Raw genomic sequence first — 23,516 nt, forward strand, 5'->3', positions numbered from 1 at the left:
GAATCGGCCGAGCAGAACGGCTCCTGCCGTCCAGTTGGCCGGATTGGCTGGGCTGGCCTGCCCGGAGGGACTCGAACCCCCGACCTGCTGCTTAGAAGGCAGCTGCTCTATCCAGTTGAGCTACGGGCAGTGACCGCCGGGATTCTAGTGGGGTGCTTCAGCGCTGCTGTCGCTGGCGGTCGCCAAACAGCACCTCGCGGGCGCGCTCGTCATTGGCGATCGGCTTGCGGCGATCGGCCAGGACCTCGCAGCCGCGCTGGACGGCAGGTCGCTGGCCGATTTCGTCGAACCAACCTTTCAGGTGCGGATAGTCGGACCAGGCGATGCCCTGGTTTTTCCAGGATCGCAGCCAGGGGTAGACCGCGATGTCGGCAATGCTGTAGTCGTGGCCGCCCAGGTAGGTGGAACGCGCCAAGCGCGCGTTCATGACCTTGTACAGGCGCCGTGCCTCGTTGGTGTAGCGCTCGACGGCGTAGTTGATCTTCTCCGGGGCGTAGATGCGGAAGTGGTGCGCCTGGCCCAGCATCGGGCCAACGCCACCCATCTGGAACATCAGCCACTGCAGCACGTCGTACTTGCCGTGCGTGCTTGCCGGCAGGAAGCGGCCGGTCTTGCCGGCCAGGTAAAGCAGGATGGCGCCGGACTCGAACAGCGAGATCGGCGCGCCGTCAGGACCGTCGGGGTCGACGATGGCCGGGATCTTGTTGTTCGGGCTGATGGCCAGGAAGGCCGGGTCGAACTGCTCACCGGCGCCGATATCCACCGCGTGCACGCGGTAGGGCAGGCCGCATTCCTCGAGCATGATGTGCACCTTGTGACCGTTGGGCGTGGCCCACGAATACACTTCGATCATCTTGTGCTCCTTGGCAGTGTCCCCGGCACTCTAACCCAGTGATGTTCGACTGGATCAAGCGCAGGCGCCCGGCCGCCGCTGGCGGCCCGACCGATCCGGCGGCGCTGGAGGCCTGGGCACAGCTGCGGGGCTGGCAGTTCAAGCCCGCGCGCACCCAGGACGGCTTCGTCATTGAATCCGCCGACTGGCGCCTGGAGTGGGGGCCATCGCACCGGCTTTACCTGGGGCCGCAGGAGATGCGTTTGCGCGCCACATTGGCCGTCGAGCCCGAGGCGCATGCCGTCGTGCTGCCGCGCGCCTTGCAGGCCGCGCTGGAGGCCGAGCTGTACCAGTCGTTCACCGACTCCGTGCGCACCCACCTGGACGAGGCGCTGCCGGAAGAGGTGCGCTGGCTGGCCGTGTCCACGCGGCTGGGCAGCACCGAGCTGGGGCCGCTGCGCGATGTGCTGGGCGCCGCTGGCAATGTCGACGCCTTCCTGCAAGCCTGGCTGGCCAGTCCCACCGGCGAGCGCCTGGCGCAGGCCATGCAGCGCGACCCCTTGACGCCGCTGGTGATGACCTTGCAGCAGTCGGTGCTGACGCTGCGTGCCGGCCTGGCCCAGGCCGAGCCGGTGGTGCTGGCTGAACTGGTGGCCCTGTTCGAGCAGGCGCTGGCCGATGCCCGGCGCAGCCTGGCCGGCTTTGACGAGCCGCCCGCGCCCGCGGACGACCCATCCTGACCCGCTGACGCAGGTCCGGCGGCCTCAGCGCGCCGCGTGCTTGCCCAGCTCGATCTTGGCGATCGCGTTGCGGTGCACCTCGTCCGGGCCGTCGGCAAAGCGCAGCGTGCGGGCCTGGGCGTAGTAGAAGGCCAGCGGGAAGTCCTGGCACATGCCGGCGCCGCCGTGGGCCTGGATCGCCCAGTCGATGACCTGGCAGGCCATGTTGGGCGCCACCACCTTGATCATCGCGATCTCGGCCTTGGCGGTCTTGTTGCCCGCCACATCCATCATCCAGGCCGCCTTGAGCGTCAGCAGGCGGGCCTGCTCGATCATGCAGCGGGCCTCGGCGATGCGCTCCTGGGTGACCGTCTGCTGGGCGATCGGCTTGCCAAAGGCCACGCGCTGCAGCGAGCGCTGGCACATCAGGCCCAGCGCGCGCTCAGCCAGGCCGATCAGGCGCATGCAGTGGTGAATGCGGCCCGGGCCCAGGCGGCCCTGGGCGATCTCGAAGCCGCGGCCCTCGCCCAGCAGGATGTTGCTGGCCGGTACGCGCACGTTCTTGAAGTCAATCTCCATGTGGCCGTGCGGGGCGTCGTCGTAGCCCATCACGGTCAGCGGACGGATCGGCGTGACGCCGGGCGCGTCCATCGGCACCAGGATCATCGACTGCTGCGAGTGGCGCGGCGCCTCGGGGTCGGTCTTGCCCATGAAAATCAGCACCTTGCAGCGCGGATCACCTGCGCCACTGGTCCACCACTTGCGGCCGTTGATCACGTACTCGTCGCCGTCACGCTCGATGCGGGCCTCGATGTTGGTGGCATCGCTGGAGGCCACCGCTGGCTCGGTCATCGCAAAGCCCGAGCGGATCTCGCCGGCCAGCAACGGCTTGAGCCAGCGCTCCTTGTGCTCGGCCGTGCCGTAGCGCACCAACACTTCCATGTTGCCCGTGTCCGGGGCCGAGCAGTTGAAGACCTCGCTGGACCACAGCACGCGGCCCATCAGCTCGGCCAGTGGCGCGTACTCCTGGTTGGTCAGGCCGGCGCCCAGATCGCTCTCGGGCAGGAACAGGTTCCACAGGCCGGCGGCGCGGGCCTTGACCTTGAGTTCCTCGATCACCGGCAGTGGCGTCCAGCGCTTGCCGGCCTGGGTGTTGGCCTGCAGCTCGTCCCAGTAGCGGGCCTCGTTGGGAAAGACGTGCTCGTCCATGAAGGCCGAGACGGCCTCGCGGAGTTGCTGCGTGCGCGGCGAATAGCCGAAGTCCATGGTGTCTCCTGTGGGACGGAAAGCGGGGTGGGAAGGGGGTCAGCGGCCGCCGTCGGCGCGTTGGGCAAAGCCCCAGGCCAGATCGGCCAGGGCTGGCGCGGCGTCGCCATAGGCCTGGGCCTGGGCGCTGGAGGCGGTGCCGTCCTGGTGCCGCTTGGCAATGCCCTGGGCGATGGCGGCAATGCGGAACAGGTTGTAGGCGAGGTAGAAATCCCAGTCGGCCATCAGCGCCTGCGGGTCAGCCCGGCCCGTGCGCTCGCAGTAGCGGCGCACGTAGTCGGTCTCCAGCGGAATGCCCAGCGCGGCGTGGTCGACATCGCCAATGCCGCGGAAGGTGCCCGGCGGGATGTGCCAGGCCATGCAGTGGTAGCTGAAATCAGCCAGCGGGTGGCCGATGGTGGACAGCTCCCAGTCGAGCACGGCGATCACCCGCGGTTCGTCGGGGTGGAAGATCAGGTTGTCGAGACGGTAGTCGCCGTGGACGATGGCGATCTCGCGCTCGTCACGGGCACCGGCCGGGATGTGGGCCGGCAACCACTCGAGCAGGCGGTCCATGGCTGGGTTCGGTCCGGTGACCGAGGCCAGGTACTGCTTGCTCCAGCGGCCGATCTGGCGCTCGAAGTAGTTGCCGGGCTTGCCATAGTCGGCCAGACCCACCGCGGCCACGTCCACCGTGTGCAGCGCGGCGATGACGCGGTTCATCTCGTCGTAGATGGGGGCCCGCTGGTCTGGGGTCATGCCCGGCAGCGTCTGGTCCCACAGCACGCGGCCCTGCACATACTCCATCACGTAGAAGGCGCGGCCGATGATGGACTCGTCCTCGCACAGCAGGTGCATGCGGGCCACTGGCACCGGCGTGTCGGCCAGCGCACTCATGACGCGAAACTCGCGCTCGATCGCGTGCGCCGAGGGCAGCAGCTTGGCCACCGGGCCCGGCTTGGAGCGCATCACGTAGCGCCGCTGCGGCGTGACCAGCAGGTAGGTGGGGTTGGACTGCCCGCCCTTGAACTGCTCCACGCTGAGCGGGCCCTCGAAGCCCGGCAGGTGGGCCTGCAGGTGGCGCGCCAGGGCGTCGGTGTCGAAGCGGTGGCGCTCGGCCACCGGGCGGGTGCCAGTGAAATGGTCCATCGGGGTCAGTCTCCGCCGGGGAAGCGGCGACGCAGCCCCGGGTGGTTCAGCGGTCGGCGGCGGCCAGCAGCTTGTCGCGCGAGAGCACCACCAGGCGCGTGGGCTCCACACGCAGCGCGCCCTCGCGCTCGAGCTCCTTGAGCTCCTGGTTGACGCGCTGGCGCGAGGCGCCCAGCAACTGCGCCAGGTCTTCCTGCGCCAGCTGCAGACCGATGCGGATTTCCTCGCCCTGCGAGATGCCGTAGCTCTTGGCCAGGATCAGCAGCTGCTTGGCCAGGCGCGCGGCCAGAGGGCGGGTGTTGAGGTCTTCGATCAGGTTGAACATCAGGCGCAGGCGCCGGCAGTTCAAGCGCAGCAGCGCATCGTAGAGCTCGACATGCTGCGCCAGCAGCTCCTTGAAGTCGGGCTTGCGCACGATCAGCAGCGTGGTGGGGCCATGGGCCGAGGCATCGTGGGTGCGCGGCAGGCCGTCGAACAGTGCGGCATCGCCGATCCAGGTGCCCGGCTCGGCATAGGTCAGCGTGACCTGCTTGCCCGACAGCGAGACCGAGCTCACCCGCACCGCACCCTTGGCCACGCCGATCCAGTCTTCGGCCGGCGTGCCGCGTGCCGCCAACATGGCGCCATCGTTCAATCGACGCACGTGGGCACGGGCCAGGATGGCCGAGCGCAGCGCGTGCGAGAGTGACGAAAACCATGCACCTGCTTCGATGTTGTGACGCTCGTCGATTGTAAGAACGGGGGTGTTCATGGCTTGTCCCGGGCGCGACAACACGGGTCGCGCAGTGGATCAGTGAAAACGCGGGGCGGCCGCCGGCCGTCGCTTACTTGAATGCAGCAGGGCGGCGTTGCAGAAAGGCCGCGATGCCTTCCCCCGCATTGTCATGGAACAACTGGTCCAGGAAGGCGTCGCGCTCGGCATCGAGCTGGGCACGCAGTGGGCGCTCGTCGGCCGAGCTCAGCAGTGACTTGGCGCCAGCCACGGCGTTGGGCGCCATGCGCGCGAGTTGTTCGGCCAGGGCGAGTGCATCGCCGAGTGCCGCGCCGGGCGCACTGAGCCGGTTGATCAGTCCATGGTGCTGCAGGCGCTGGGCCGCAATCGGCTCGGCCAGCCAGACCCATTCGCGCACCTGCTGGGCCGGCACGCTGCGGCTCAGGAACCAGGTGGCGCCGCCGTCCGGGGTCAGACCGACCCGGCCATAGGCCAGCAGGAAGCGCGCGTCCTGTGCGGCCACCATCAGGTCACAGGCCAGGGCCAGCGAGAAGCCGGCGCCGGCCGCCGCGCCCTCGACCGCCGCGATCACCGGCTTGGGCACGGCGCGCAGCGTCTCGATCAGGCCGTGCAAGGCATTGATCGCCTCGGCCTGCTGGGCGCGGCTGCCCTGACGGGCCCGCTCCAGGCGCTGCAGGTGACCGCCCGCGCAGAAATGGCCGCCTTCGCCCGTCAAGACGATGCTGCGCACCTCGGGGTTGCCAGCGGCGGTGTCCAGCGCCTCCACCAGCGCGGCGTAGAGGACGGGAGACAGCGCGTTGCGGCTGCCCGGGTCGCTGAGCGTGAGGACGCTGCAGCGGTCAACCTGCTGCGTGTGGACGGTGGCGGTCATGGCAGTGGGAGCGTGGTCGCAGGCAAGAGACACACCATTCTTGCATCGGTGCCACACCCCCACGCTTGGGGCACGGATAGCGAGCCACTCGTGTTAGAGTGCTCCGAACAATCCCTTACAGCGATCCCCACACACGGCATGGCTCTCCCCCGCGCGACGCTCGTCATCGCACTGGCGGCCTCGGTGGCGCCTCTTGGTGCCCACGCGGTCGGTTTCGGGCGGGTCACGCCTGCCGGCGTTCTGGGCCAGCCGCTGTCGCTGCTGGTGCCCATCCGACTGGACCAGGGCGAACAGCTCTACGCCGAGTGCATCCACGCAGAAGTCACCGCGGGCGACAACCTGCTGGTCTCCAGCCAGGTGCGTGTGAGCGTCACGCCCACGGCCAATCCGGCCGAGTGGAATGCCCGCATCACCACCACGGTGCCGCTGTTGGAGCCGGTGGTTGAGGTGGCGGTCAGCGCGGGGTGCGAACGACGCTTCATGCGCCGCTTCACCGCGCTGTTGGATCCCCCGCTGATGGCTCTGTCGTCGCCGACCCTGCCGTCGTCCAGCCTGTCTGATCGGCCGTTGGCGGCCGGGTCGGACCTGGTGTCGCCGCGTCCGCGCAGCGGTCGCAGCCCGGATTCCGTGGTGCGCCGCGACCGTCCGTCCTCGCCCGTGCGCCGTGCCGAGGCCCCGGTGGTCAAGTCGCTGGCAAAGTCGGCTGCCAAGGTGGCACCCGCTGCCGCAGCGGCGACCCCACGGGCCCCTGCCGAAGCCGGCGAGCGCCAGGTGGCGCGTCTGCTGCTGGATGTCGGCAGCGGTCCGCGTTTGCGCATGGACATCGAGGACCCGGTGTTCATGCCGGCCGGCAGCGCCTCGGCAGCCTCCGGCGCGGGCGACGGCCTGGACAGCGAGTCCGAACGCCTGCGCCTGCTCGAGAAGACGCTGGCCGACCTGAAGCAGGAAGCCAGCGCCTACCGCCGCACCGAAACCGGTTTGAAGGCGCGTCTGGCCGAGTCCGAGGGTCGCAGCCGCCTGGTTCCGTGGCTGTTGGGCCTGCTGGTTCTGGCCGGTGGCCTGGTCGGATGGCTGCTGTGGCGCCAACGAGGCCAGAGCGCACCCGAGCGCGCTGACGCCGGCGCCTCCATCCTGCCCGAGAGCAAGGTCGACAGCCCGTGGTGGGGCGATGGTGCCGCGCCCGCTGCGGCAGCGGCCCCGGCAGCACAGGTGGAGGCCGATGAAGGAGAGCACACCGGTGCGCGGGTGGTGGTCGATTTCGACGGCCCTGCCTCGGCGCCGTCCGCCTACGAGCGCACCCAACCCTTCACGGCCCCGATGATGGCCGACGCCCAGTCCTCGATCGTCGATGGCCAGTCGCCGGCGCGCGAAGTCTCGGTGGAAGAATTGCTGGACCTGGAGCAGCAGGCCGATTTCTTCATTGCCCTGGGCCAGGAAGATGCTGCGGTCGACCTGCTGATGTCGCACCTGCGCGGCACCGGCGGCCAGAGCCCCCTGCCGTACACCAAGCTGCTGGAGATCTACCGCCGCCAGGGTGACCGCACGGCCTATGAGCGCATCCGCGCGCGCTTCAACCGCCGCTTCAATGCCTATGCGCCCGACTGGGACCAGGGCCCGCAGCATGGCCGCACGCTGGAGGAGTACCCCGAGGTGGTGCAGCGTCTGCAAGGCCTGTGGTCCTCGCCGCTGAACGCGATGGCGGTGCTGGAGGCCATGCTCTTCCGCAATGACGAGCTGCAGGAGCTGTTCGACCTGCCGGCCTACAAGGACGTTCTGCTGCTGTACTCGCTGGCGCGCGACCTGTACCAGCAAGAGGGTGTGACCGCGGCCGACGTGGACCTGCTGCTGCCGATCGGCGACGATGCCGCCTTCGCGGCCAGTGCCCCGGCACCCCATGGCGATGAGGCGGTGAACGGCCGGGACGACGCCTACGACCTGACCTCGTTCAACCTTGAGCTGCAGCCCACCGAGCCTCGGCCGGGCGAACCCAAGGCCTGAACCGCCTGAATCGCTGGGTCGCTACAGCGCGGCCAGGCGTTGCAGCGCACGCTCCAGGGTGGCGTCCTGCTTGGCAAAGCAGAAGCGTGCGATGCGACGCTGCGGCGGCGCGGCGCAGAACGGCGACAGCGGAATCGCGGCGACGCCGATCTCGGTGGTCAGCCAACGGCAAAAGTCCTCATCGTCCAGCGTCGACACCGCGCTGTAGTCCACACACTGGAAGTAGCTGCCCTCGCAGGGCAGCAGTGCCAGGCGGCTGCCGGCCAGGCCGGCACGGAACAGGTCACGCTTGCGCTGGTAGAAGTCGGGCAGGCCCTCGTAGTGGGCGGGCTCGGCCAGGTAGCGGGCCAATGCATGCTGCATTGGCGTGTTCACCGTGAACACGTTGAACTGGTGCACCTTGCGGAACTCGGCCATCAGCGCTGCGGGCGCGGCCACGTAGCCCACCTTCCAGCCGGTGACGTGAAACGTCTTGCCAAAGCTCGACACCACCACCGTACGCGCCGCCAGTTCGGCGTTGGCGCTGGCGCTGGCGTGCATGCGGCCGTCGAACACCATGTGCTCGTAGACCTCGTCGCTGATCACCAGCACCTCGGTGGGCGCCAGCAGCCGCGTCAGCGCCTCACGTTCGTCCTCGCGCCAGATCCGGCCGCTGGGGTTGTGGGGCGTGTTGATGATGATGGCGCGGGTGCGCGGGCCCAGAGCCGCGCCGATGGCGTCGATATCGGGGCCGAAATCGTCGCTGCGCAGGGGCACGCGCACCGCACGGGCGCCCGCCAGCGTGATCGCCGGCACATAGCTGTCGTAGCAGGGGTCGAGCACGATCACTTCGTCACCCGGGTGTACCAGTGCCAGCACGGCCGTCAGCAGGGCCTGGGTGGCACCGGCGGTGATCGTGATCTCGGTGTCAGGGTCGTAGTGGCGACCGTGCTGGCGCTCGATCTTGCGTGACACCGCCTCGCGCAGCGCCGGCACGCCGGTCATCGGGGGGTATTGGTTGTGGCCGGCGTGCATCGCCTCGCTCACCAGGTCGAGCAGCGCGGGGTCGCCGGTGAAGTCGGGGAAGCCCTGGCCAAGATTGACCGCACCATGCTGCTGGGCCAGCGCCGACATCACGGTGAAGATCGTCGTGCCCACCTCCGGCAGGCGGCTCACAGGCTGGGGCGTGCGGTGTTCAGAGTTCATAGCTGTCTCCCTGGCCCTGCATGGCGCGCAGGATCAGCGGCCGGGCCAGGCGGGGTGAGAGGAGTTCGGCAAACGCGAGCACATAGCCGCGCAGATAGGCGCCGCGGCGGAAGGCCACGCGCGAGGTGTTCTGGCCGAACAGGTGGCCGGCCGGGCAACTGCGCAGGTCGGGGCTGGCGTTGTCGCCCTGGACCGCCATTTCGGCGACGATGCCCACGCCCAGTCCGGAGCGCACATAGGTCTTGATGACGTCGGAGTCGATGGCCTCCAGTGCGATGTTGGGTCGCAGACGGCGCTGGGCAAAGGCCAGGTCGATGCGCCGGCGGCCGGTGAACGCGGCCTGGTAGGTGATCAGCGGATGTTCGGCCAGCTGCTCCAGCGAGGGCCGCTCGATCGCGGCCAGGGGGTGCTGCGCCGGGAACACCAGCACATGCTGCCACTCGTAGCAGGGCAGGGTGACGAGCTGGTCGACCTCGGACAGCGATTCGGTGGCCAGGCCGATGTCAGCCACGTCCTCCATCAGCATCTGGGCCACCTGCTCGGGTGTGCCCTGGTGCAGGCTGACCTGCACCTTGGGATAGCGCCGGCGCAGCTGCGCCACCGGCTCGGGCAGCACGTAGCGGGCCTGGGTGTGGGTGGTGGCGATCGACAGGCGGCCGCTGTCCTGCAGCGAGAACTCGTCGCCGATGCGCCGCAGGTTGGCGATCTCGCGCAAGATCACCTCGATCGACTGCAGCACCAACTCGCCCGGCTCGGTCACGCGGCGCAGGCGCTTGCCGTGCCGCGCGAAGATGTCGATGCCCAGTTCTTCTTCCAGCTCGAGGATGGCCTTCGAGATGCCGGGCTGCGAAGTGTGCAGGGCCTTGGCGGTCTCGGTGAGGTTGAGCTGACGCCGCACCGCCTCCTGCACGAAGCGCAGCTGCTGCAGGTTCAAGCGCGCTCCTCGCGCGACAGCGCCGCGGCGTCATGCAGGCCGGTCGCGATGCGCGCCATCGCATCCAGCAGCAGCGGCGACTCGCCCACCGCCGGGTGCAGCATCCAGTGCACGCCGGGGAAGTCGGTGTGCAACCGCTGCAGCAAGGCCGGCACATCCTTGCGCACATGGCCGCCGGCACCCAGGAACAGCGGCAGGATGTCGACCGCGTGGCAGCCAGCCTGCGCCAGCTCGGCCCCGGCCTGCACCATGTCGGGCGCGATGAACTCGAGGTAGGCATTGCGCACCTCGCGGCCTGGATGCTCGGCGCGCACCCGGGCGGCCAGCTCCACGAAGGGGCGCGACCAGGCGCCGTCGCGGGCGCCATGGGCCAGAAGAATCAAACCACGCATCGGTACTCCCGGAGGAAGGGATCAGCGGTAGCGGACCAGCCAGCCGTAGGCGGTCAGCGACAGGGTCAGGAACAGCAGGCTGGGCGCAGCCGCGGCCAGCCAGGGCGTCCAGTCATTGAGGCGGCCCAGGTGGCCGACCACGTTGTTCAGCAGCACGAAGGCCACGCCCAGCATGATGCCGCCGAACACCTTCAGGCTGACGCCGCCGGCACGTGCGTGCATGTAGGCAAAGGGCAGGGCCAGCATCATCATCACGATGCACGCCAGCGGGTACATCAGGCGCTTCCAGAACAGCAGCTCGTGCCGCTGGGAGGTCTGCTCCTGGTTCGACAGGTGGCGGCTGTAGCGCCACAGCTCCAGCGTGGTCATGCCTTCCAGCGGCGACAACGCGGCCGAGACCAGGCGCTCATCCAGCGTGGTGGGCCAGTCCAACTGTGGCTCGCGGCGTTCGACCAGCGCTTGGCCGGTCTCGCTGGCGGCCGGCCAGTGGGTGTCGATCACCCCCTCCAGCCGCCAATGGCCATCGGCGGCCTGGGCGCGCTCGGCCTGCAGGCGGCGCAGCAGCCGGCCCTGGGCGTCGTGTTCAAAGATGCGGACCTGGCGCATCAGGCCGTCGGCGTCGGTGGAGGCCACATTGATCGAGATCGACAGTGCGTTGCCGCCAAGCGCGCGGTGCTCCTTGAGCCAGGCACCGGCCTGACCCAGTTGCTGGCCACCGGTCACCCGCGCCCGCAGCGCGGCAGCCTGCTGCTCGCCCAGCGGCGCCAGGTAGTCGCCGGCCACGAAGGTCAGCACCGCGAACACGGCGCCCAGGCGCAGCAGCAGGCGCAGCGCACGGCCAGGACCCAGGCCGCCGGTGCGCAGGATGGTGAACTCGCTCGACTGGGCCAGCCGCGCCATCGCGTAGATGGTGCCGATCAGCACCGTGATCGGCGCCAGTTCATAGAAGCGGTAGGGCAGGGACATCAGCGCCGACAGCGCGGCCAGGCCGACCGTGCCGCTCTTGCGGGCCACCCGCTCCAACTCCTCCAGGAAATCGATGAAAAAGAACAGCGACATGAAGGCCACCGCCACGAAGACGATGGACCAGACGACATCGCGGTAGAGCAGGGCGCGCACGGTCTTCATGCGCCGCCCCCCCGCGCTGGGCGGCGCAGGCCGATGGTGGCGGCATGGTCGCGCCACCAGATCAGGCCCAGCGCCAGGCACAGCACCACGCCGTGCAGGCCCAGCAGCGCCACGGGCATCGAGGCGCGTCCGGTGCTCACCCAGGTCTGGCTGAGGTTCAGCAGGTTGTAGTAGACGACGAAGGCCAGCAGCGCGAACAGTAGATTCCAGTTGCTGGCCCGGCGCGGGTTGGTGGCGGCGGTGCCCACGCCCAGCAGGGCCAGGTTGCAGGCGCCAAAGAGCATGCTCAGGCGCCAGGTGAGTTCGCCCTGTGCCAGGCGTGAATCCTGTTGCCACAGCGCCAGCGAGCCTGTGGCCTTGGGTGCCAGGGTCTGGGCGGCAGCGGCCCGTGCGGCGTCGATCTGCATGCGGTAGCTGTCGAATGAGGTCACAGTCTGGGCGCCGGTGCGCTGGTCGCGCTCATTGCGTTGGCCGGCGTCCAGCACCAGTTCGCGCACATCGCCTTGCTGCTCCACGCGTCCGGCGCGGGCGGTGGTGACGGCTTCGCGCTGGCCATCGCGCGAGAGCACGAAGACATTGCGGCCGATGCCGGCCGATTCGCCCTCGCGCTCGATGAAGAACACCCGGCTGCCGTCACGTGAGGACTGGAAGCTGCCAGGCGCCACCCGCGAGATGTCGGAGCGGTGCTCGTAGCGGTCTCGCATTTCGGCGATGCGCTGGTTGCTCCACGGCCAGACCAGCAGCACACCCACGCCCACCGCCAGCAGCACCGGCGAGGCCGTGCGCAGCACCGGCCGTACGAAGCGCGACAGGCCCACGCCGCTGGCAAACCAGATGGCCATCTCGCTGTCGCGGTACATGCGGCCCAGGGTCACCACCACGGCCACGAACAGCGACAGCGACATCATGGTGGGCAGGTGGCCCAGCACGGTGTAGGCCAGCAGCAGTGCGACATCGCCCGGATCGGCCACGCCGTTGGCCGCCAGGCCGAGCAGGCGGATCAAAAACATCGTCACCACGATGGTCAACAGCACCACCAGGGTAGCCCCGAATCCCCTGGAGAGCTCGCGGCGCAGGGTCGCATCGAATAACATCAGGCGCTTGTCCTCACTCAGGTGAATTATGAACGTGCAAGCCACCGTGGTCGGTACCGCCGACCTTGCCGGCGTCGATTCCGACGTGCTGGTCCTGGTGCTGGGTGCCGCCCACAAGGTGAACGCCCGAGGTACCGCCGCCGAACAGCTGTTCCATGCCGCGATCAAGAGCGGTGATCTCGAGCCCAAGGGCGGCCAGTCCCTGTACCTGCATGGGGCACAGGGTTTTTCGGCCCGACGCGTTCTGCTGGTCGTGGCCCGTGACGACTCCGTCAAGGCCTTCCGCCAGGCCGTTGACGGCGCACTGGCTGCGCTCAAGAGCCGTGGCCTGAAGACCATGGCCTTCGCCGCCCTGGGGTTTGGGCTGACCGATGCACATGCCGAGATGCTGTGCCTGTCGCTGGAGCACACCTTCTACGTCTACCGCCACACCAAGCCCAGTGCCGAGGCGCTGCGCGCCCCAGCCAAGGTGCAGTTGTGCGTGTCGGCCGAGCAGCAGGCCAGTGTCAAGACGGGTCTGCGGCGTGGCCATGCCGTGGCCGCTGGCGTGGGCGTGGCGCGCGAGGCGGCCAACCGCCCGGGCAATGCCTGCACCCCGACCTGGCTGGGCGAAGAGGCCCGCCGCCTTGGCCGAGAGCACGGCCTGAGCGTCAAGGTGCTCGACCGCAAGGAGATCGAAAAGATCGGCATGGGCTCCTTCCTGTCGGTCTCGCGTGGGTCCGACGAGCCGCCGCGTTTCATCATCATGGAGTACCGCGGCGGCGCCACCAAGGCGGCGCCAGTGGTGCTGGTCGGCAAGGGCATCACCTTTGACACCGGGGGCATCTCGCTCAAGCCCGCCCCCGAGATGGACGAGATGAAATTCGACATGGGGGGCGCCGCCAGCGTGCTGGGCACGATGCGCGCCATCGGCGAGCTCAAGCCCAAGCTCAACGTGGTGGCCCTGATCCCCACCTGCGAGAACATGCCCAGCGGCCGGGCCACCAAGCCGGGCGACGTGGTCACCAGCCTGTCGGGCCAGACGATCGAGATCCTCAACACCGACGCCGAAGGCCGCCTGATCCTGTGCGACGCGCTGACCTACGCCGCACGCTACAAGCCTGCCGCCATCGTCGACGTGGCCACGCTCACCGGTGCCTGCGTGATCGCGCTGGGCCACCACCATGCGGGCCTGTTCGCGTCGGACGACGACCTGGCCGCGCAGTTGTTGGCGGCTTCGGTCAGCGCCCAGGATCCCGCCTGGCGCATGCCGCTGGACGACGAGTACGCCGAAGGGCTGAAGAGCCGGTTCGCCGATGTGGCGAACGTGGCCGGCCGTCCGGGGGGCTCGATCACCGCCGCCAAGTTCCTGCACCGCTTCGTGGGCAGCACACCCTGGGCGCACCTGGACATCGCCGGCGTGGCCAACAAGAGCGGTGCGGCCAAGGGCGCCACCGGCCGGCCGGTGGGCCTGCTGACCCACTTCCTGCTGTCGCGCGCCGGCCGCTGAGGGCCTGACCGCCGTGGAGGTGCGCTTCTTCACCGGGGTCGACGAGCCGGTTGCCTGGGCCCTGCGGCTGGTGCGCAAGCGCCACCGCGAGGGCGGGCGCACCGCGGTGTTCGGACCGGCCTCGGTGCTGGCCCGCCTGGACCAGGCCCTGTGGAGCGAGCCGCCGCTGGACTTCGTGCCGCACCTGCGGCTGCGAGCGGGCGATGCCGTGCCGGTCGACGCCTCGCTGACGCCCGTGTGGCTGCTTGAGCAGCCGATGGCTGAGCTGGCCTGCGACAGCGCCGTCAACCTGGGTTTTGACGATGTAGAGGCCTTGTCTGGCTTCGAGCGCGTGGCCGAGGTCGTCGCGACCGAGTCCGCCGCTCGCGCCGCTGGCCAGCAACGCTGGCGGCGCTACAAGGCCCAGGGCGTGACGATTCACCACCACCCGCAGGGCAACTCGCACGAGGCCTGAGTCTCGGTCATCCGCGACCACCCCGGCCGCGTTGGAGGCGGGCGCCCGACATCGTGCTTGTCCTGATGCTGGGCGGCATGCGCCACCGGCGATTTGGAGTATCGTCGGCGGCGCCGGTCGAGCGGGCCCCCTAGCCGATGCGGCCGTTTCTTTCTCCTTCCATCCAGAACCGGAGGTTCCTACTCATGCAAGCCAAACTGAATGTGATCGCCATCGCCACCCTGATGGCCGCGGGCAGCGTCTATGCCCAGGACATGGTGGTCAAGATCGGTCACGTCGGTCCGACCAGCGGCGCCATCGCCCACCTGGGCAAGGACAACGAGAACGGCGCGCGCATGGCGATCGACGAGCTCAATGCCAAGGGCGTGATGATCGGCGGCAAGAAGGCCAAGTTCGAGCTGCTGGCTGAAGACGACGCGGGTGACCCCAAGCAAGGCACCGCCGCCGCGCAGAAGCTGGTCGACAGCAAGGTCAACGGCGTGGTGGGCCACCTGAACTCGGGCACCTCGATCCCCGCCTCCAAGGTCTACTCCGACGCCGGCATCCCGCAGATCAGCCCGTCGGCCACCAACCCCAAGTTCACCCGCCAGGGCTACAAGACCACTTTCCGCGTCGTGGCCGATGACGTGCACCTGGGTGGCACGCTGGGCCGCTACGCGGTGGACCAGCTCAAGGGCAAGGTCATCGCCGTGATCGACGACCGCACCGCCTACGGCCAGGGCGTGGCCGATGAGTTCGAGAAGGGCGTCAAGGGCAAGGGCGGCGCCATCGCCAAGCGCGAGTTCACCAACGACAAGGCCACCGACTTCACCGCCATCCTGACCAACATCAAGGCCGTCAAGCCCGACGTGGTCTTCTTCGGCGGCATGGACGCCGTGGCCGGCCCGATGATCCGCCAGATGAAGCAGCTGGGCATCAACGCCAAGTTCATGGGCGGCGACGGCATCTGCTCGAGCGAGCTGCCCAAGCTGGCCGCCGGCGCGATGGCCGACGGCCAGGTGGTGTGCGCCGAGGCCGGTGGTGTCGAGGGCGAGCAGAAGGCGGGCATGGAGAAGTTCCGCACCGACTTCAAGAAGAAGTTCAACGCCGACGTGCAGGTCTACGCGCCCTACGTGTACGACGCCACCAACGTGCTGGTGGCCGCCATGGTCAAGGCCGGCTCGGCCGACCCGGCCAAGTACCTGCCGGCGCTGGCCGCGACCTCGGGCTACAAGGGCGTGACCGGCACCATCTCGTTCGACGAGAAGGGTGACGTCAAGAACGGCGCGCTGACGCTCTACACCTACAAGGGTGGCAACCGCGACCAGATCGCCGTGGTGCGCTGATCCTTCGGGTCACTGCAACGCAAAGGGGCGCCGCGAGGCGCCCCTTTTTTCTGTGGGTGATCTGTCTCGGGTGCGGCGACTCTCAGCCGCACCGCATGATCACTTGGCCTTGCCGCGCAGTTCGAACATCAAGTCGCCCGTGCCGCCGGTGGCCAGGCAGCTGTTCAGGTTGCCCCACTTGGTGCAGCCGCTGCCGAAGCCATCGCCCGGGTTCTGCCAGGCGGCTTCCGAGCCCGTGGCCATGGTGGTGGCTTCCCAGTACCACTGGCCGCCGACGAAGAAGTCCATCTGCGCCTGCACCGACACCCAGTAGGTGCCTTCCTTCAGCGTGACCGAGGTCGGCAGGCTCACCGTCAGCGAGCCCGCCGAGTCCTTGCTGATGGCGGACATCGGGAAATCGGCAACGACCTTGCCCGGCTTGCCGCCCTTGTCCTTGTAGAACGTGACGTTGGCGCTGTTGGGCGTCACACCAAAATGCTGGCCGGCGACGAAGACATCAGTCACCTTCCACTTGGCGCCGGCCGGCACAACGAAATCGTCCGCCGCGCGGTTGTCATAGGCGTCAAAGCTGGCCTCAAAGTCCTGCGAGGTGTACCCGTTCTCGGCGTCGTTCGCCAACTGGGAGTACAGAACGGCCTGGGCCGTCACGGGCACCACGGCCTTCTTGCCGCTGACATGCTTCGACGGGGCTGCCATCGCCACACCCGACAGGGCCAGAGCGGCCGCCAGGGCCAGAGACTTGAACTTGTATTCCATACTGATCTCCGCTTGCTTGGCCGGGTGTAACCGACCTTGAGTGGGACTCGGGCCCGAACCCGCGGGTAGCAGGCCTGGCAGGGCACCGAACGACATTGCCAAGCCCTGTTTGTACGTCCTCTGCGCCCGATCGGCGAGCGATCATGGCTTACCCGATGTGGGATTGACGATCCAGTGGAAATCGGCTCTTCTTGCTGAACATCTGGCGGCGGTGTCGGACCGTTGCAACGCAGCGCGGTGAGAGTGCCTTCGCGCTCGACCGGTATCGGGAGCCGCGTGGCGGAGGGAGCGGGATTCGAACCCGCGGTGGGCTGTTAACCCACACACGCTTTCCAGGCGTGCGACTTAAACCACTCATCCATCCCTCCGCAGGGACAGCCGCGCATTCTAGCCCAGGATCGACCGCGTGCCGCCCGGGATCGACACCGATCGGCCCTACACTTCGCGCTTCGCGTTTTCCCCTGGCCCACCGGACGAGCCCATGCAGCGCTTCAACTTTCCGATCGTCATCATCGACGAGGACTTCCGCTCCGAGAACACCTCGGGCCTGGGCATCCGGGCGCTGGCCGAGGCGATCGAAAAAGAGGGCTTCGAGGTCGTGGGCGTCACCAGCTATGGTGATCTGAGCCAGTTCGCCCAACAGCAAAGCCGCGCCAGCGCGTTCATCCTGTCGATCGACGACGAGGAATTCACCCCTGGCCCCGAGCTGGACCCGGCGGTGCTGAACCTGCGCAAGTTCATCAGCGAGATCCGCTTTCGCAACGCCGACATCCCGATCTACCTGTACGGCGAGACGCGCACCAGCCAGCACATCCCGAACGACATCCTGCGCGAGCTGCACGGCTTCATCCACATGTTCGAGGACACGCCCGAGTTCGTGGCGCGCCACATCATCCGCGAGGCCAAGAGCTACCTGGACGGTCTGGCGCCGCCGTTCTTCCGTGCGCTGATGGACTATGCGCAGGACGGCTCGTACTCCTGGCACTGCCCGGGTCACTCCGGCGGCGTGGCCTTCCTGAAAAGCCCGATCGGCCGCATGTTCCACCAGTTCTTCGGCGAAAACATGCTGCGCGCCGACGTCTGCAACGCGGTGGAGGAACTGGGCCAGTTGCTGGACCACACCGGGCCGGTGGCGGCCAGCGAAAAGAACGCGGCGCGCATCTTCAATGCCGACCACTGTTTCTTTGTGACCAACGGCACCAGCACCAGCAACAAGATGGTCTGGCACCACACGGTGGCGCCGGGCGATGTGGTGCTGGTGGACCGCAACTGCCACAAGTCCATCCTGCACTCGATCATCATGACCGGCGCCGTGCCGGTCTTCCTGACGCCCACGCGCAACCACTACGGCATCATCGGCCCGATTCCCGAGAGCGAGTTCAGCAAGGCCTCAATCCAGAAGAAGATCGCCCGCCACCCGCTGCTCAAGGGGGTCGACGCCAAGAAGGTCAAGCCGCGCATCCTGACCGTCACCCAGAGCACCTATGACGGCGTGCTCTACAACACCGAGACCATCAAGGCCAAGCTCGACGGCTGGGTGGACACGCTGCACTTCGACGAGGCCTGGCTGCCGCACGCCGCCTTCCACAAGTTCTACGGCACCTTCCACGCCATGGGCAAGGGCCGCCCGCGTCCCAAGCAGGCGCTGGTGTATGCCACCCAGTCCACGCACAAGCTGCTGGCCGGCATCAGCCAGGCCTCGCAGGTGCTGGTGCAGGACGCGCAGGAGCAGAAGCTGGATCGGCACCTCTTCAACGAGGCCTACCTGATGCACACCTCCACCTCGCCGCAGTACGCGATCATCGCCAGCTGTGACGTGGCGGCCTCGATGATGGAGCCGCCGGGCGGCACCGCCCTGGTCGAGGAGAGCCTGCGCGAAGCGCTGGACTTCCGCCGCGCGATGCGCAAGGTCGACGAGGAGTATGGCCAGGACTGGTGGTTCCAGGTCTGGGGCCCGGGTCGCCTGGCCGAGGAAGACATCGGCCGCGCCGCCGACTGGATGCTGCATGCCAATGAGGAGTGGCATGGCTTCGGCAAGCTGGCCGAGGGTTTCAACATGCTGGACCCGATCAAGTCCACGCTGATCACCCCGGGCCTGGACGTCAAGGGCCGCTTCGCCGACACCGGTATCCCGGCCAGCATCGTCACCAAGTTTCTCGCCGAGCACGGCGTGGTGGTCGAGAAAACCGGCCTGTACTCGTTCTTCATCATGTTCACCATCGGCATCACCAAGGGCCGCTGGAACACCCTGCTGACCGCGCTGCAGCAGTTCAAGGACGACTACGACCGCAACCAGCCGCTGTGGCGGATCATGCCGGAGTTCTGCCAGGCCAATCCGCGCTACGAGCGCATGGGCCTGCGCGACCTGTGCCAGAGCGTGCACGAGGCCTATGCCCGTGGCGACATCGCGCGCCTGACCACCGAGGTCTACCTGACCGAGCTGGAGCCGGCGATGAAGCCCAGCGATGCCTATGCCTGCATCGCCCACCGCAACACCGAACGCGTCGAGATCGACCAGCTCGAGGGCCGTGTCACCACCGCCATGCTGACGCCGTACCCGCCGGGCATCCCCCTGGTCATCCCCGGCGAGCGTTTCAACCGCAAGGTGGTCGACTACCTGCGCTTCACGCGTGAGTTCAACGCCCAGTTCCCGGGCTTCGGCGCCGACGTGCATGGCCTGGTGGCCGAGCAGGGTGCCGATGGCCGCCTGCGTTATTTCGTCGACTGCGTGCGCTGAGGCTCAAGGCGGCCGCTGATCGGCCGATAGCAGGCGTCACAGGCCTGCCGAGGGTGGGCCAGGCAACGCCCGCATGACTTCCGCCCGCTGGACCACCGCCCTTGACAGTCCCCTGGCCCGACCGGCCATTCCCTGGTGGCAGCGCTGGTGGCGGCCTGCTGAGGTCAACAGCGCCGGCCTGCTGGCCACCGATGCCTTGACCGGTCTGCCGGACCGGGAAGGCCTGCTGGTGCAGGCCCTGGCCTTGCAGGTCCGGGCGCGGCAGCGGGATGCAAGTCGGCCGATGGGCCTGCTGCTGATCGAGTTCGATGACACCCCGGCCCTGGTGGCACAGCATGGCGTGGCCGTGGCCGAGTCGGCGGTGCGGGCGCTGTCACTGGCGCTGCGTCGGGGCATTCGCCAAGGTGACCTGATCGGCCGCTGGGCGGCCGGGGCTTTCATGGTGGTGCTGCCGCCACTGGATCCGCGCGATCTGCGCATGATTGGCGAACGCCTGCGTGCGGTGGCGCTGGCCACCGAGCTGCGCGGCGGTGAGCAGGGCAGCCTGGTGCCGCTGTCGGTGCACGTGGGCGCCAGCAGTGCCCCGCTGGACGAGCCGCTGGAGGCGGGTGTGGCACGCAGTGAACTGGCACTGCAGAACGCGGCGCCCCGCATGGGGCGCACCGAGCGGGTCAGCGTGGTGCTGCGCTGAGCCCCGCCGGGGTACTCACTCGCCTTCGCCGCCACCCGGCGTCATGTGGCTGAAGCCGCCATCGACATACAGGATCTCGGCATTCACGCCGCCGGCCAGGTCGGACAGCAAGAAGGCGGTGGCGTTGCCGACCTCGTCGATCGTGATGTTGCGGTGCAGCGGCGCATGTTCGGCAAACTGGCTGAGCTTCTTGCCGAAGTTGGCAATGCCGGAGGCGGCCAGTGTCTTGATCGGACCGGCCGACACACCGTTGACGCGGATGTCCTTGTCACCCAGCGAATAGGCCAGGTAGCGCACCGAGGCCTCCAGCGAGGCCTTGGCCAGGCCCATGGTGTTGTAATCCGGCACGCGGCGGGCAGCACCCAGGTAGGACATGGTCACCAGCGACGCCTTGGGGCGCAGCAGCGGCAGCGCGGCCTTGGCCATGGCCGGGAAGCTGTAGGCCGAGATCTCGTGGGCCACGCGGAACGAATCGCGCGACAGGCCATTGAGGAAATCGCCCCCGATCGAGTCGCGCGGCGCGAAGGCGATGGCGTGGACAAAACCATCGAACTGGCCCCAGCGTTCACCCAGCGTGGCAAATGCCTGGGTGATCTGTTCATCGCTGGCCACGTCCATCTCGACGATCAGGTCCGAGCCGAACTCCTTGGCGAAGTCGGTGATCCGGTCCTTGAAGCGCTCGCCCTGGTAGCTGAACGCCAGCTCGGCGCCTTCGCGGTGGCAGGCCTTGGCGATGCCATAGGCGATGGAGCGGTTGTTCAGCAGGCCGGTGATCAAGAGACGTTTGCCGGCAAGAAATCCCATGGTGGCTCCGAATTCGGTGTTCTCAAGCCCGCGATTCTGGCATGGCAGGCGTCAATCAGTGCAGGCGTCTTGAAGCAGTCAAAAGCTCAGGCTACAATCCGACTTTCGCTAGAGTTACACGGGTGGGCGGATTTCTTCCAGCCCATTTTTTTTGCTCGAGCACCAGGAGAGCTGTCCCAGAGGCTGTGCAGCACAGCCAGGTAGTGACAGCCAGGCTGCGTGGTGTCGGGCGGAGAGTGTCCGGCGGTGGGCAGGCAAAGGGCCTGTCAGCCGCGCGGGGCGAACGGAAAGGATTGCTGGCCCTGATGAACTGGATGCAAGCTGTCGAGAAGACAGTGACCGGACTGCAGTATGAACTTGTCGACGTCGAGCGTGCGGCAGGTGGATTGCTGCGCGTCACCATCGACCGCATCCCGGGCCAGACCTATCCCACCGGTGACCACGAGTTCGTCACGGTGGAGGACTGCGAGGCGGTGACCCGCCAACTGCAGTACCTGCTGGAGGTGGAAAACGTCGATTACGCCCGGCTTGAGGTGTCCTCGCCGGGCCTGGACCGGCCACTGAAGACGCCGGCGCATTTCGCCCGCTTTGTCGGTGAGATGGTCCAGATCACGCTCAAGCTGCCCTTCCAGGGGCGCAAGAAGTACCAGGGCACGCTGCTGGCCGCCGATGCGGGCGAAGGCTGGCGCCTGGTGTTCACCGAAGGCAAGGTCGAGCAGGCGCTCGACTTCAGCTTCGATGAAATCCGCGAGGCCCGGCTGGTGCCGGTGCTTGATTTCAAGGGGCGCCGCAAGGCCGCCCCGGCGCCCGCAGCGCCAGCCGATACGACTGACGGAGGTCAACAAGAATGAACCGCGAAATGCTGATGTTGGTGGACGCGATCTCGCGCGAGAAGAGCGTGGATCGTGAGGTCGTCTTCGGTGCGGTGGAAGCCGCGCTGGCCTCCGCGACCAAGAAGCTCCACGGGGGCGAGGTGGACATCCGCGTCACCGTCGACCGCGAAACCGGCGACTACGAGACCTTCCGCCGCTGGCTGGTCGTGCCCGATGCCGCCGGCCTGCAGAACCCCGACGCCGAGGAGCTGCTGTCCGAGGCCCGCGATCAGATCGCCGAGCTGGAAGAGGGCGACTACATCGAGACCTCGATTGAATCGGTGCCGATCGGCCGCATCGGTGCCCAGGCGGCCAAGCAGGTGATCCTGCAAAAGATCCGCGACGCCGAGCGCGAGCAACTGCTCAACGACTTCCTGTCGCGTGGCGAGAAGATCATGGTCGGCACCGTCAAGCGCCTGGACAAGGGCGACATCATCGTCGAGTCGGGCCGCGTGGAAGGCCGCCTCAAGCGCGGCGAGATGATCTCCAAGGAGAACCTGCGCACCGGCGACCGCGTACGCGCGTTCATCCTGGGCGTGGACACCCAGGCCCGTGGCCCGCAGATCATGCTGTCGCGCTCGGCGCCGGGTTTCATGGTCGAGCTGTTCGCCCAGGAAGTGCCCGAGATCGAGCAGGGCCTGCTGGAGATCAAGAGCTGTGCCCGCGACTCGGGCAGCCGCGCCAAGATCGCCGTGGTCTCGCACGACAAGCGGGTCGATCCGATCGGCACCTGCGTCGGCGTGCGCGGCTCGCGCGTGACCGCCGTTACCAACGAGCTGGCCGGTGAGCGCGTCGACATCGTGCTGTGGTCGGATGATCCGGCGCAGTTCGTCATCGGCGCGCTGGCACCCGCCAATGTGCAGTCGATCGTGGTGGACGAAGAGCGCCACGCGATGGACGTGGTGGTCGACGAGGAGAACCTGGCCATCGCCATCGGCCGCGGCGGCCAGAACGTGCGCCTGGCCTCGGAGCTGACCGGCTGGCGCATCAACATCATGACGGCCGAGGAATCGGCCGCCAAGCAGGCCGAGGAAAGCGACTCGGTGCGCAAGCTCTTCGTCGACAAGCTCGACGTCGACGAGGAAGTGGCCGAGCTGCTGATCCAGGAAGGCTTCACCAGCCTGGAAGAAGTGGCCTACGTGCCGCTGCAGGAGATGCTTGAGATCGAGGGCTTCGACGAGGACACCGTGGCCGAGCTGCGCACCCGTGCCAAGGATGCCCTGCTGACCATGGAGATTGCCCGCGAGGAGAAGGTCGACGAGGTGTCGCAGGACCTGCGCGACCTGGAGGGCCTGACGCCCGACCTGATCGCCCGTCTGGCCGATGGCGGCGTGCACACCCGCGACGACCTGGCCGATCTGGCTGTGGACGAGCTGACCGAGATGACCGGGGTCGACGAGGCCCAGGCCAAGGCGCTGATCATGAAGGCGCGCGAGCACTGGTTCAACGCCTGATCCCAGCGCGCCCCGACCCACGCCTACCGAACCCGGCCCCAAGAATTCAAGGAACAACAAGCATGGCAGTGACCACCGTCGCCCAACTCGCAGCCGAACTGAATCGGCCCGCCGCGACGCTGTTGGAGCAGTTGCAGTCGGCTGGCGTGGCAAAGCAGTCGGCCGACGACGCCCTGACCGAAGTCGACAAGGAGCGCCTGCTCGACTTCCTGCGCACCTCGCATGGCACGGCCAGCGGCGAGCGCAAGAAGATCACGCTGACCCGCAAGTCGACCTCCGAGATCAAGCAGGCCGACGCCTCCGGCAAGGCGCGCACGATCCAGGTCGAGGTCCGCAAGAAGCGCACCTTCGTCAAGCGCGATGACCTCCCCGGCGCGCCGGTCGAGGACGCCGCCGCCCAGGAAGCGGCCGAACTCGCCCGCCGCGAAGAGGAAGCCCGCGCCCAGGCCGAGTTGATCCGCCAGCAGGAAGAGGCGCTGGCCGAGCAGCGCCGTCAGCGCGAGGAGCGCGAGCGCCAGGAGCGTGAAGCCGCCGAGCGGGCCGCCGCTGAAGCCGCCCGCGCCGCCGCCGAAGCCGCTGCCGCGGCCGAGGCTGCTGCCCAGGCCGCCGCGGCCGCTGCCGCGCAGCAGACTGCCGCCACGGCGGCCGCACCGG

22 protein-coding genes and 2 tRNA genes are annotated in these 23,516 nt (G+C 68.1%); 10 read left to right on the forward strand and 14 right to left on the reverse strand.

The genetic code is table 11. The annotated features are described in order from the left end of the window. Window positions 1-53: 53 nt before the first annotated feature. A tRNA-Arg gene (locus KAK06_RS07335) sits at window positions 54-130 on the reverse strand. Between the two features lie 27 nt (window positions 131-157). Continuing rightward, the gene (locus tag KAK06_RS07340; protein ID WP_210801279.1) at window positions 158-853 is read right to left on the reverse strand and encodes a glutathione S-transferase N-terminal domain-containing protein; all 696 of its coding nucleotides are present in this window, start codon (window positions 851-853) and stop codon (window positions 158-160) included. 41 nt (window positions 854-894) lie between these two features. On the opposite strand from KAK06_RS07340, the gene KAK06_RS07345 reads away from it, so the two are divergent. Next, complete coding sequence (locus KAK06_RS07345; protein WP_210801280.1) at window positions 895-1,572, forward strand: hypothetical protein; 678 nt, start codon at window positions 895-897, stop codon at window positions 1,570-1,572. A gap of 24 nt (window positions 1,573-1,596) precedes the next feature. On the opposite strand, the gene KAK06_RS07350 is transcribed toward KAK06_RS07345, so the two are convergent. The 4 genes from KAK06_RS07350 to KAK06_RS07365 form a co-directional block, all read right to left on the reverse strand. Next, window positions 1,597-2,817, reverse strand: coding sequence for an acyl-CoA dehydrogenase family protein (locus KAK06_RS07350; RefSeq protein ID WP_210801281.1), 1,221 nt, complete (start codon window positions 2,815-2,817; stop codon window positions 1,597-1,599). A 39-nt stretch (window positions 2,818-2,856) separates the two neighbouring features. Next, complete coding sequence (locus KAK06_RS07355; protein ID WP_375140880.1) at window positions 2,857-3,945, reverse strand: phosphotransferase; 1,089 nt, start codon at window positions 3,943-3,945, stop codon at window positions 2,857-2,859. Between the two features lie 46 nt (window positions 3,946-3,991). Beyond that, window positions 3,992-4,696: a Crp/Fnr family transcriptional regulator gene (locus KAK06_RS07360; RefSeq protein WP_210801282.1), complete on the reverse strand. Its 705-nt coding sequence runs from the start codon at window positions 4,694-4,696 to the stop codon at window positions 3,992-3,994. 73 nt (window positions 4,697-4,769) lie between these two features. Beyond that, window positions 4,770-5,549, reverse strand: a complete 780-nt coding sequence (locus KAK06_RS07365) for an oxepin-CoA hydrolase, alternative type (protein ID WP_210801283.1) — start codon at window positions 5,547-5,549, stop codon at window positions 4,770-4,772. A 138-nt stretch (window positions 5,550-5,687) separates the two neighbouring features. Here KAK06_RS07365 and KAK06_RS07370 point away from each other — a divergent pair, with 138 nt between their 5' ends. Further along, on the forward strand, window positions 5,688-7,547 hold the full coding sequence (locus KAK06_RS07370) for a type IV pilus assembly protein FimV (RefSeq protein ID WP_210801284.1): 1,860 nt from the start codon (window positions 5,688-5,690) through the stop codon (window positions 7,545-7,547). A gap of 21 nt (window positions 7,548-7,568) precedes the next feature. Here KAK06_RS07370 and KAK06_RS07375 read toward each other — a convergent pair whose 3' ends face one another. The 5 genes from KAK06_RS07375 to lptF are packed head-to-tail and all read right to left on the reverse strand — an operon-like array spanning window position 7,569 to window position 12,280. After that, window positions 7,569-8,732, reverse strand: coding sequence for a pyridoxal phosphate-dependent aminotransferase (locus KAK06_RS07375; protein ID WP_210801285.1), 1,164 nt, complete (start codon window positions 8,730-8,732; stop codon window positions 7,569-7,571). Continuing rightward, window positions 8,722-9,666, reverse strand: coding sequence for a CysB family HTH-type transcriptional regulator (locus KAK06_RS07380; protein ID WP_210801286.1), 945 nt, complete (start codon window positions 9,664-9,666; stop codon window positions 8,722-8,724). Before KAK06_RS07380 ends, KAK06_RS07375 begins: the two co-directional genes overlap by 11 nt. After that, window positions 9,663-10,058: a sirohydrochlorin chelatase gene (locus KAK06_RS07385; RefSeq protein WP_210801287.1), complete on the reverse strand. Its 396-nt coding sequence runs from the start codon at window positions 10,056-10,058 to the stop codon at window positions 9,663-9,665. Before KAK06_RS07385 ends, KAK06_RS07380 begins: the two co-directional genes overlap by 4 nt. A 21-nt stretch (window positions 10,059-10,079) precedes the next feature. After that, the gene (lptG, locus tag KAK06_RS07390) at window positions 10,080-11,186 is read right to left on the reverse strand and encodes an LPS export ABC transporter permease LptG (RefSeq protein WP_210801288.1); all 1,107 of its coding nucleotides are present in this window, start codon (window positions 11,184-11,186) and stop codon (window positions 10,080-10,082) included. After that, window positions 11,183-12,280 carry an LPS export ABC transporter permease LptF gene (lptF, locus tag KAK06_RS07395; RefSeq protein WP_210801289.1) on the reverse strand — a complete coding sequence of 366 codons (1,098 nt, stop codon included), beginning with the start codon at window positions 12,278-12,280 and terminating at the stop codon, window positions 11,183-11,185. The genes lptG and lptF overlap by 4 nt, the downstream gene beginning before the upstream one ends. Before the next feature lie 28 nt (window positions 12,281-12,308). Between lptF and KAK06_RS07400 the strand changes: the two genes are divergently transcribed. The 3 genes from KAK06_RS07400 to KAK06_RS07410 all read left to right on the forward strand — a co-directional run bounded on the left by KAK06_RS07400 (window position 12,309) and on the right by KAK06_RS07410 (window position 15,548). Further along, window positions 12,309-13,769: a leucyl aminopeptidase gene (locus KAK06_RS07400; protein WP_210801290.1), complete on the forward strand. Its 1,461-nt coding sequence runs from the start codon at window positions 12,309-12,311 to the stop codon at window positions 13,767-13,769. Between the two features lie 19 nt (window positions 13,770-13,788). Continuing rightward, window positions 13,789-14,223: a DNA polymerase III subunit chi gene (locus KAK06_RS07405; protein ID WP_210801291.1), complete on the forward strand. Its 435-nt coding sequence runs from the start codon at window positions 13,789-13,791 to the stop codon at window positions 14,221-14,223. 185 nt (window positions 14,224-14,408) lie between these two features. Continuing rightward, a complete protein-coding gene (locus KAK06_RS07410; protein ID WP_210801292.1) occupies window positions 14,409-15,548 on the forward strand; it encodes a branched-chain amino acid ABC transporter substrate-binding protein in 1,140 nt (379 codons plus the stop codon). A 99-nt stretch (window positions 15,549-15,647) separates the two neighbouring features. Here the strand turns inward: KAK06_RS07410 and KAK06_RS07415 are convergent, their stop codons facing one another. Next, window positions 15,648-16,304 carry a choice-of-anchor R domain-containing protein gene (locus tag KAK06_RS07415; protein WP_210801293.1) on the reverse strand — a complete coding sequence of 219 codons (657 nt, stop codon included), beginning with the start codon at window positions 16,302-16,304 and terminating at the stop codon, window positions 15,648-15,650. Between the two features lie 277 nt (window positions 16,305-16,581). Next, window positions 16,582-16,672: transfer RNA gene (locus KAK06_RS07420), tRNA-Ser, on the reverse strand. A gap of 113 nt (window positions 16,673-16,785) precedes the next feature. On the opposite strand from KAK06_RS07420, the gene KAK06_RS07425 reads away from it, so the two are divergent. Both KAK06_RS07425 and KAK06_RS07430 read left to right on the forward strand, forming a co-directional pair. Then, the gene (locus KAK06_RS07425) at window positions 16,786-19,041 is read left to right on the forward strand and encodes an arginine/lysine/ornithine decarboxylase (RefSeq protein ID WP_210801294.1); all 2,256 of its coding nucleotides are present in this window, start codon (window positions 16,786-16,788) and stop codon (window positions 19,039-19,041) included. A gap of 73 nt (window positions 19,042-19,114) precedes the next feature. Further along, window positions 19,115-19,732, forward strand: a complete 618-nt coding sequence (locus KAK06_RS07430) for a GGDEF domain-containing protein (RefSeq protein ID WP_210801295.1) — start codon at window positions 19,115-19,117, stop codon at window positions 19,730-19,732. 15 nt (window positions 19,733-19,747) lie between these two features. On the opposite strand, the gene fabI is transcribed toward KAK06_RS07430, so the two are convergent. After that, on the reverse strand, window positions 19,748-20,536 hold the full coding sequence (fabI, locus tag KAK06_RS07435; protein ID WP_210801296.1) for an enoyl-ACP reductase FabI: 789 nt from the start codon (window positions 20,534-20,536) through the stop codon (window positions 19,748-19,750). A gap of 305 nt (window positions 20,537-20,841) precedes the next feature. Between fabI and rimP the strand changes: the two genes are divergently transcribed. From rimP to KAK06_RS07450, 3 genes are all read left to right on the forward strand, one after another. Continuing rightward, a complete protein-coding gene (gene rimP, locus KAK06_RS07440; RefSeq protein ID WP_210801312.1) occupies window positions 20,842-21,387 on the forward strand; it encodes a ribosome maturation factor RimP in 546 nt (181 codons plus the stop codon). Further along, window positions 21,384-22,862 (forward strand): transcription termination factor NusA, encoded by a 1,479-nt coding sequence (gene nusA, locus KAK06_RS07445; RefSeq protein ID WP_210801297.1) that lies wholly within the window; start codon window positions 21,384-21,386, stop codon window positions 22,860-22,862. Before rimP ends, nusA begins: the two co-directional genes overlap by 4 nt. 62 nt (window positions 22,863-22,924) lie before the next feature. Next, window positions 22,925-23,516 (forward strand): translation initiation factor IF-2 associated domain-containing protein (locus tag KAK06_RS07450; protein WP_210801298.1); only part of this gene is annotated, 592 nt, incomplete at its 3' end.

Source organism: Ideonella aquatica, assembly GCF_018069755.1.
Classification (GTDB): domain Bacteria; phylum Pseudomonadota; class Gammaproteobacteria; order Burkholderiales; family Burkholderiaceae_C; genus Ideonella; species Ideonella aquatica.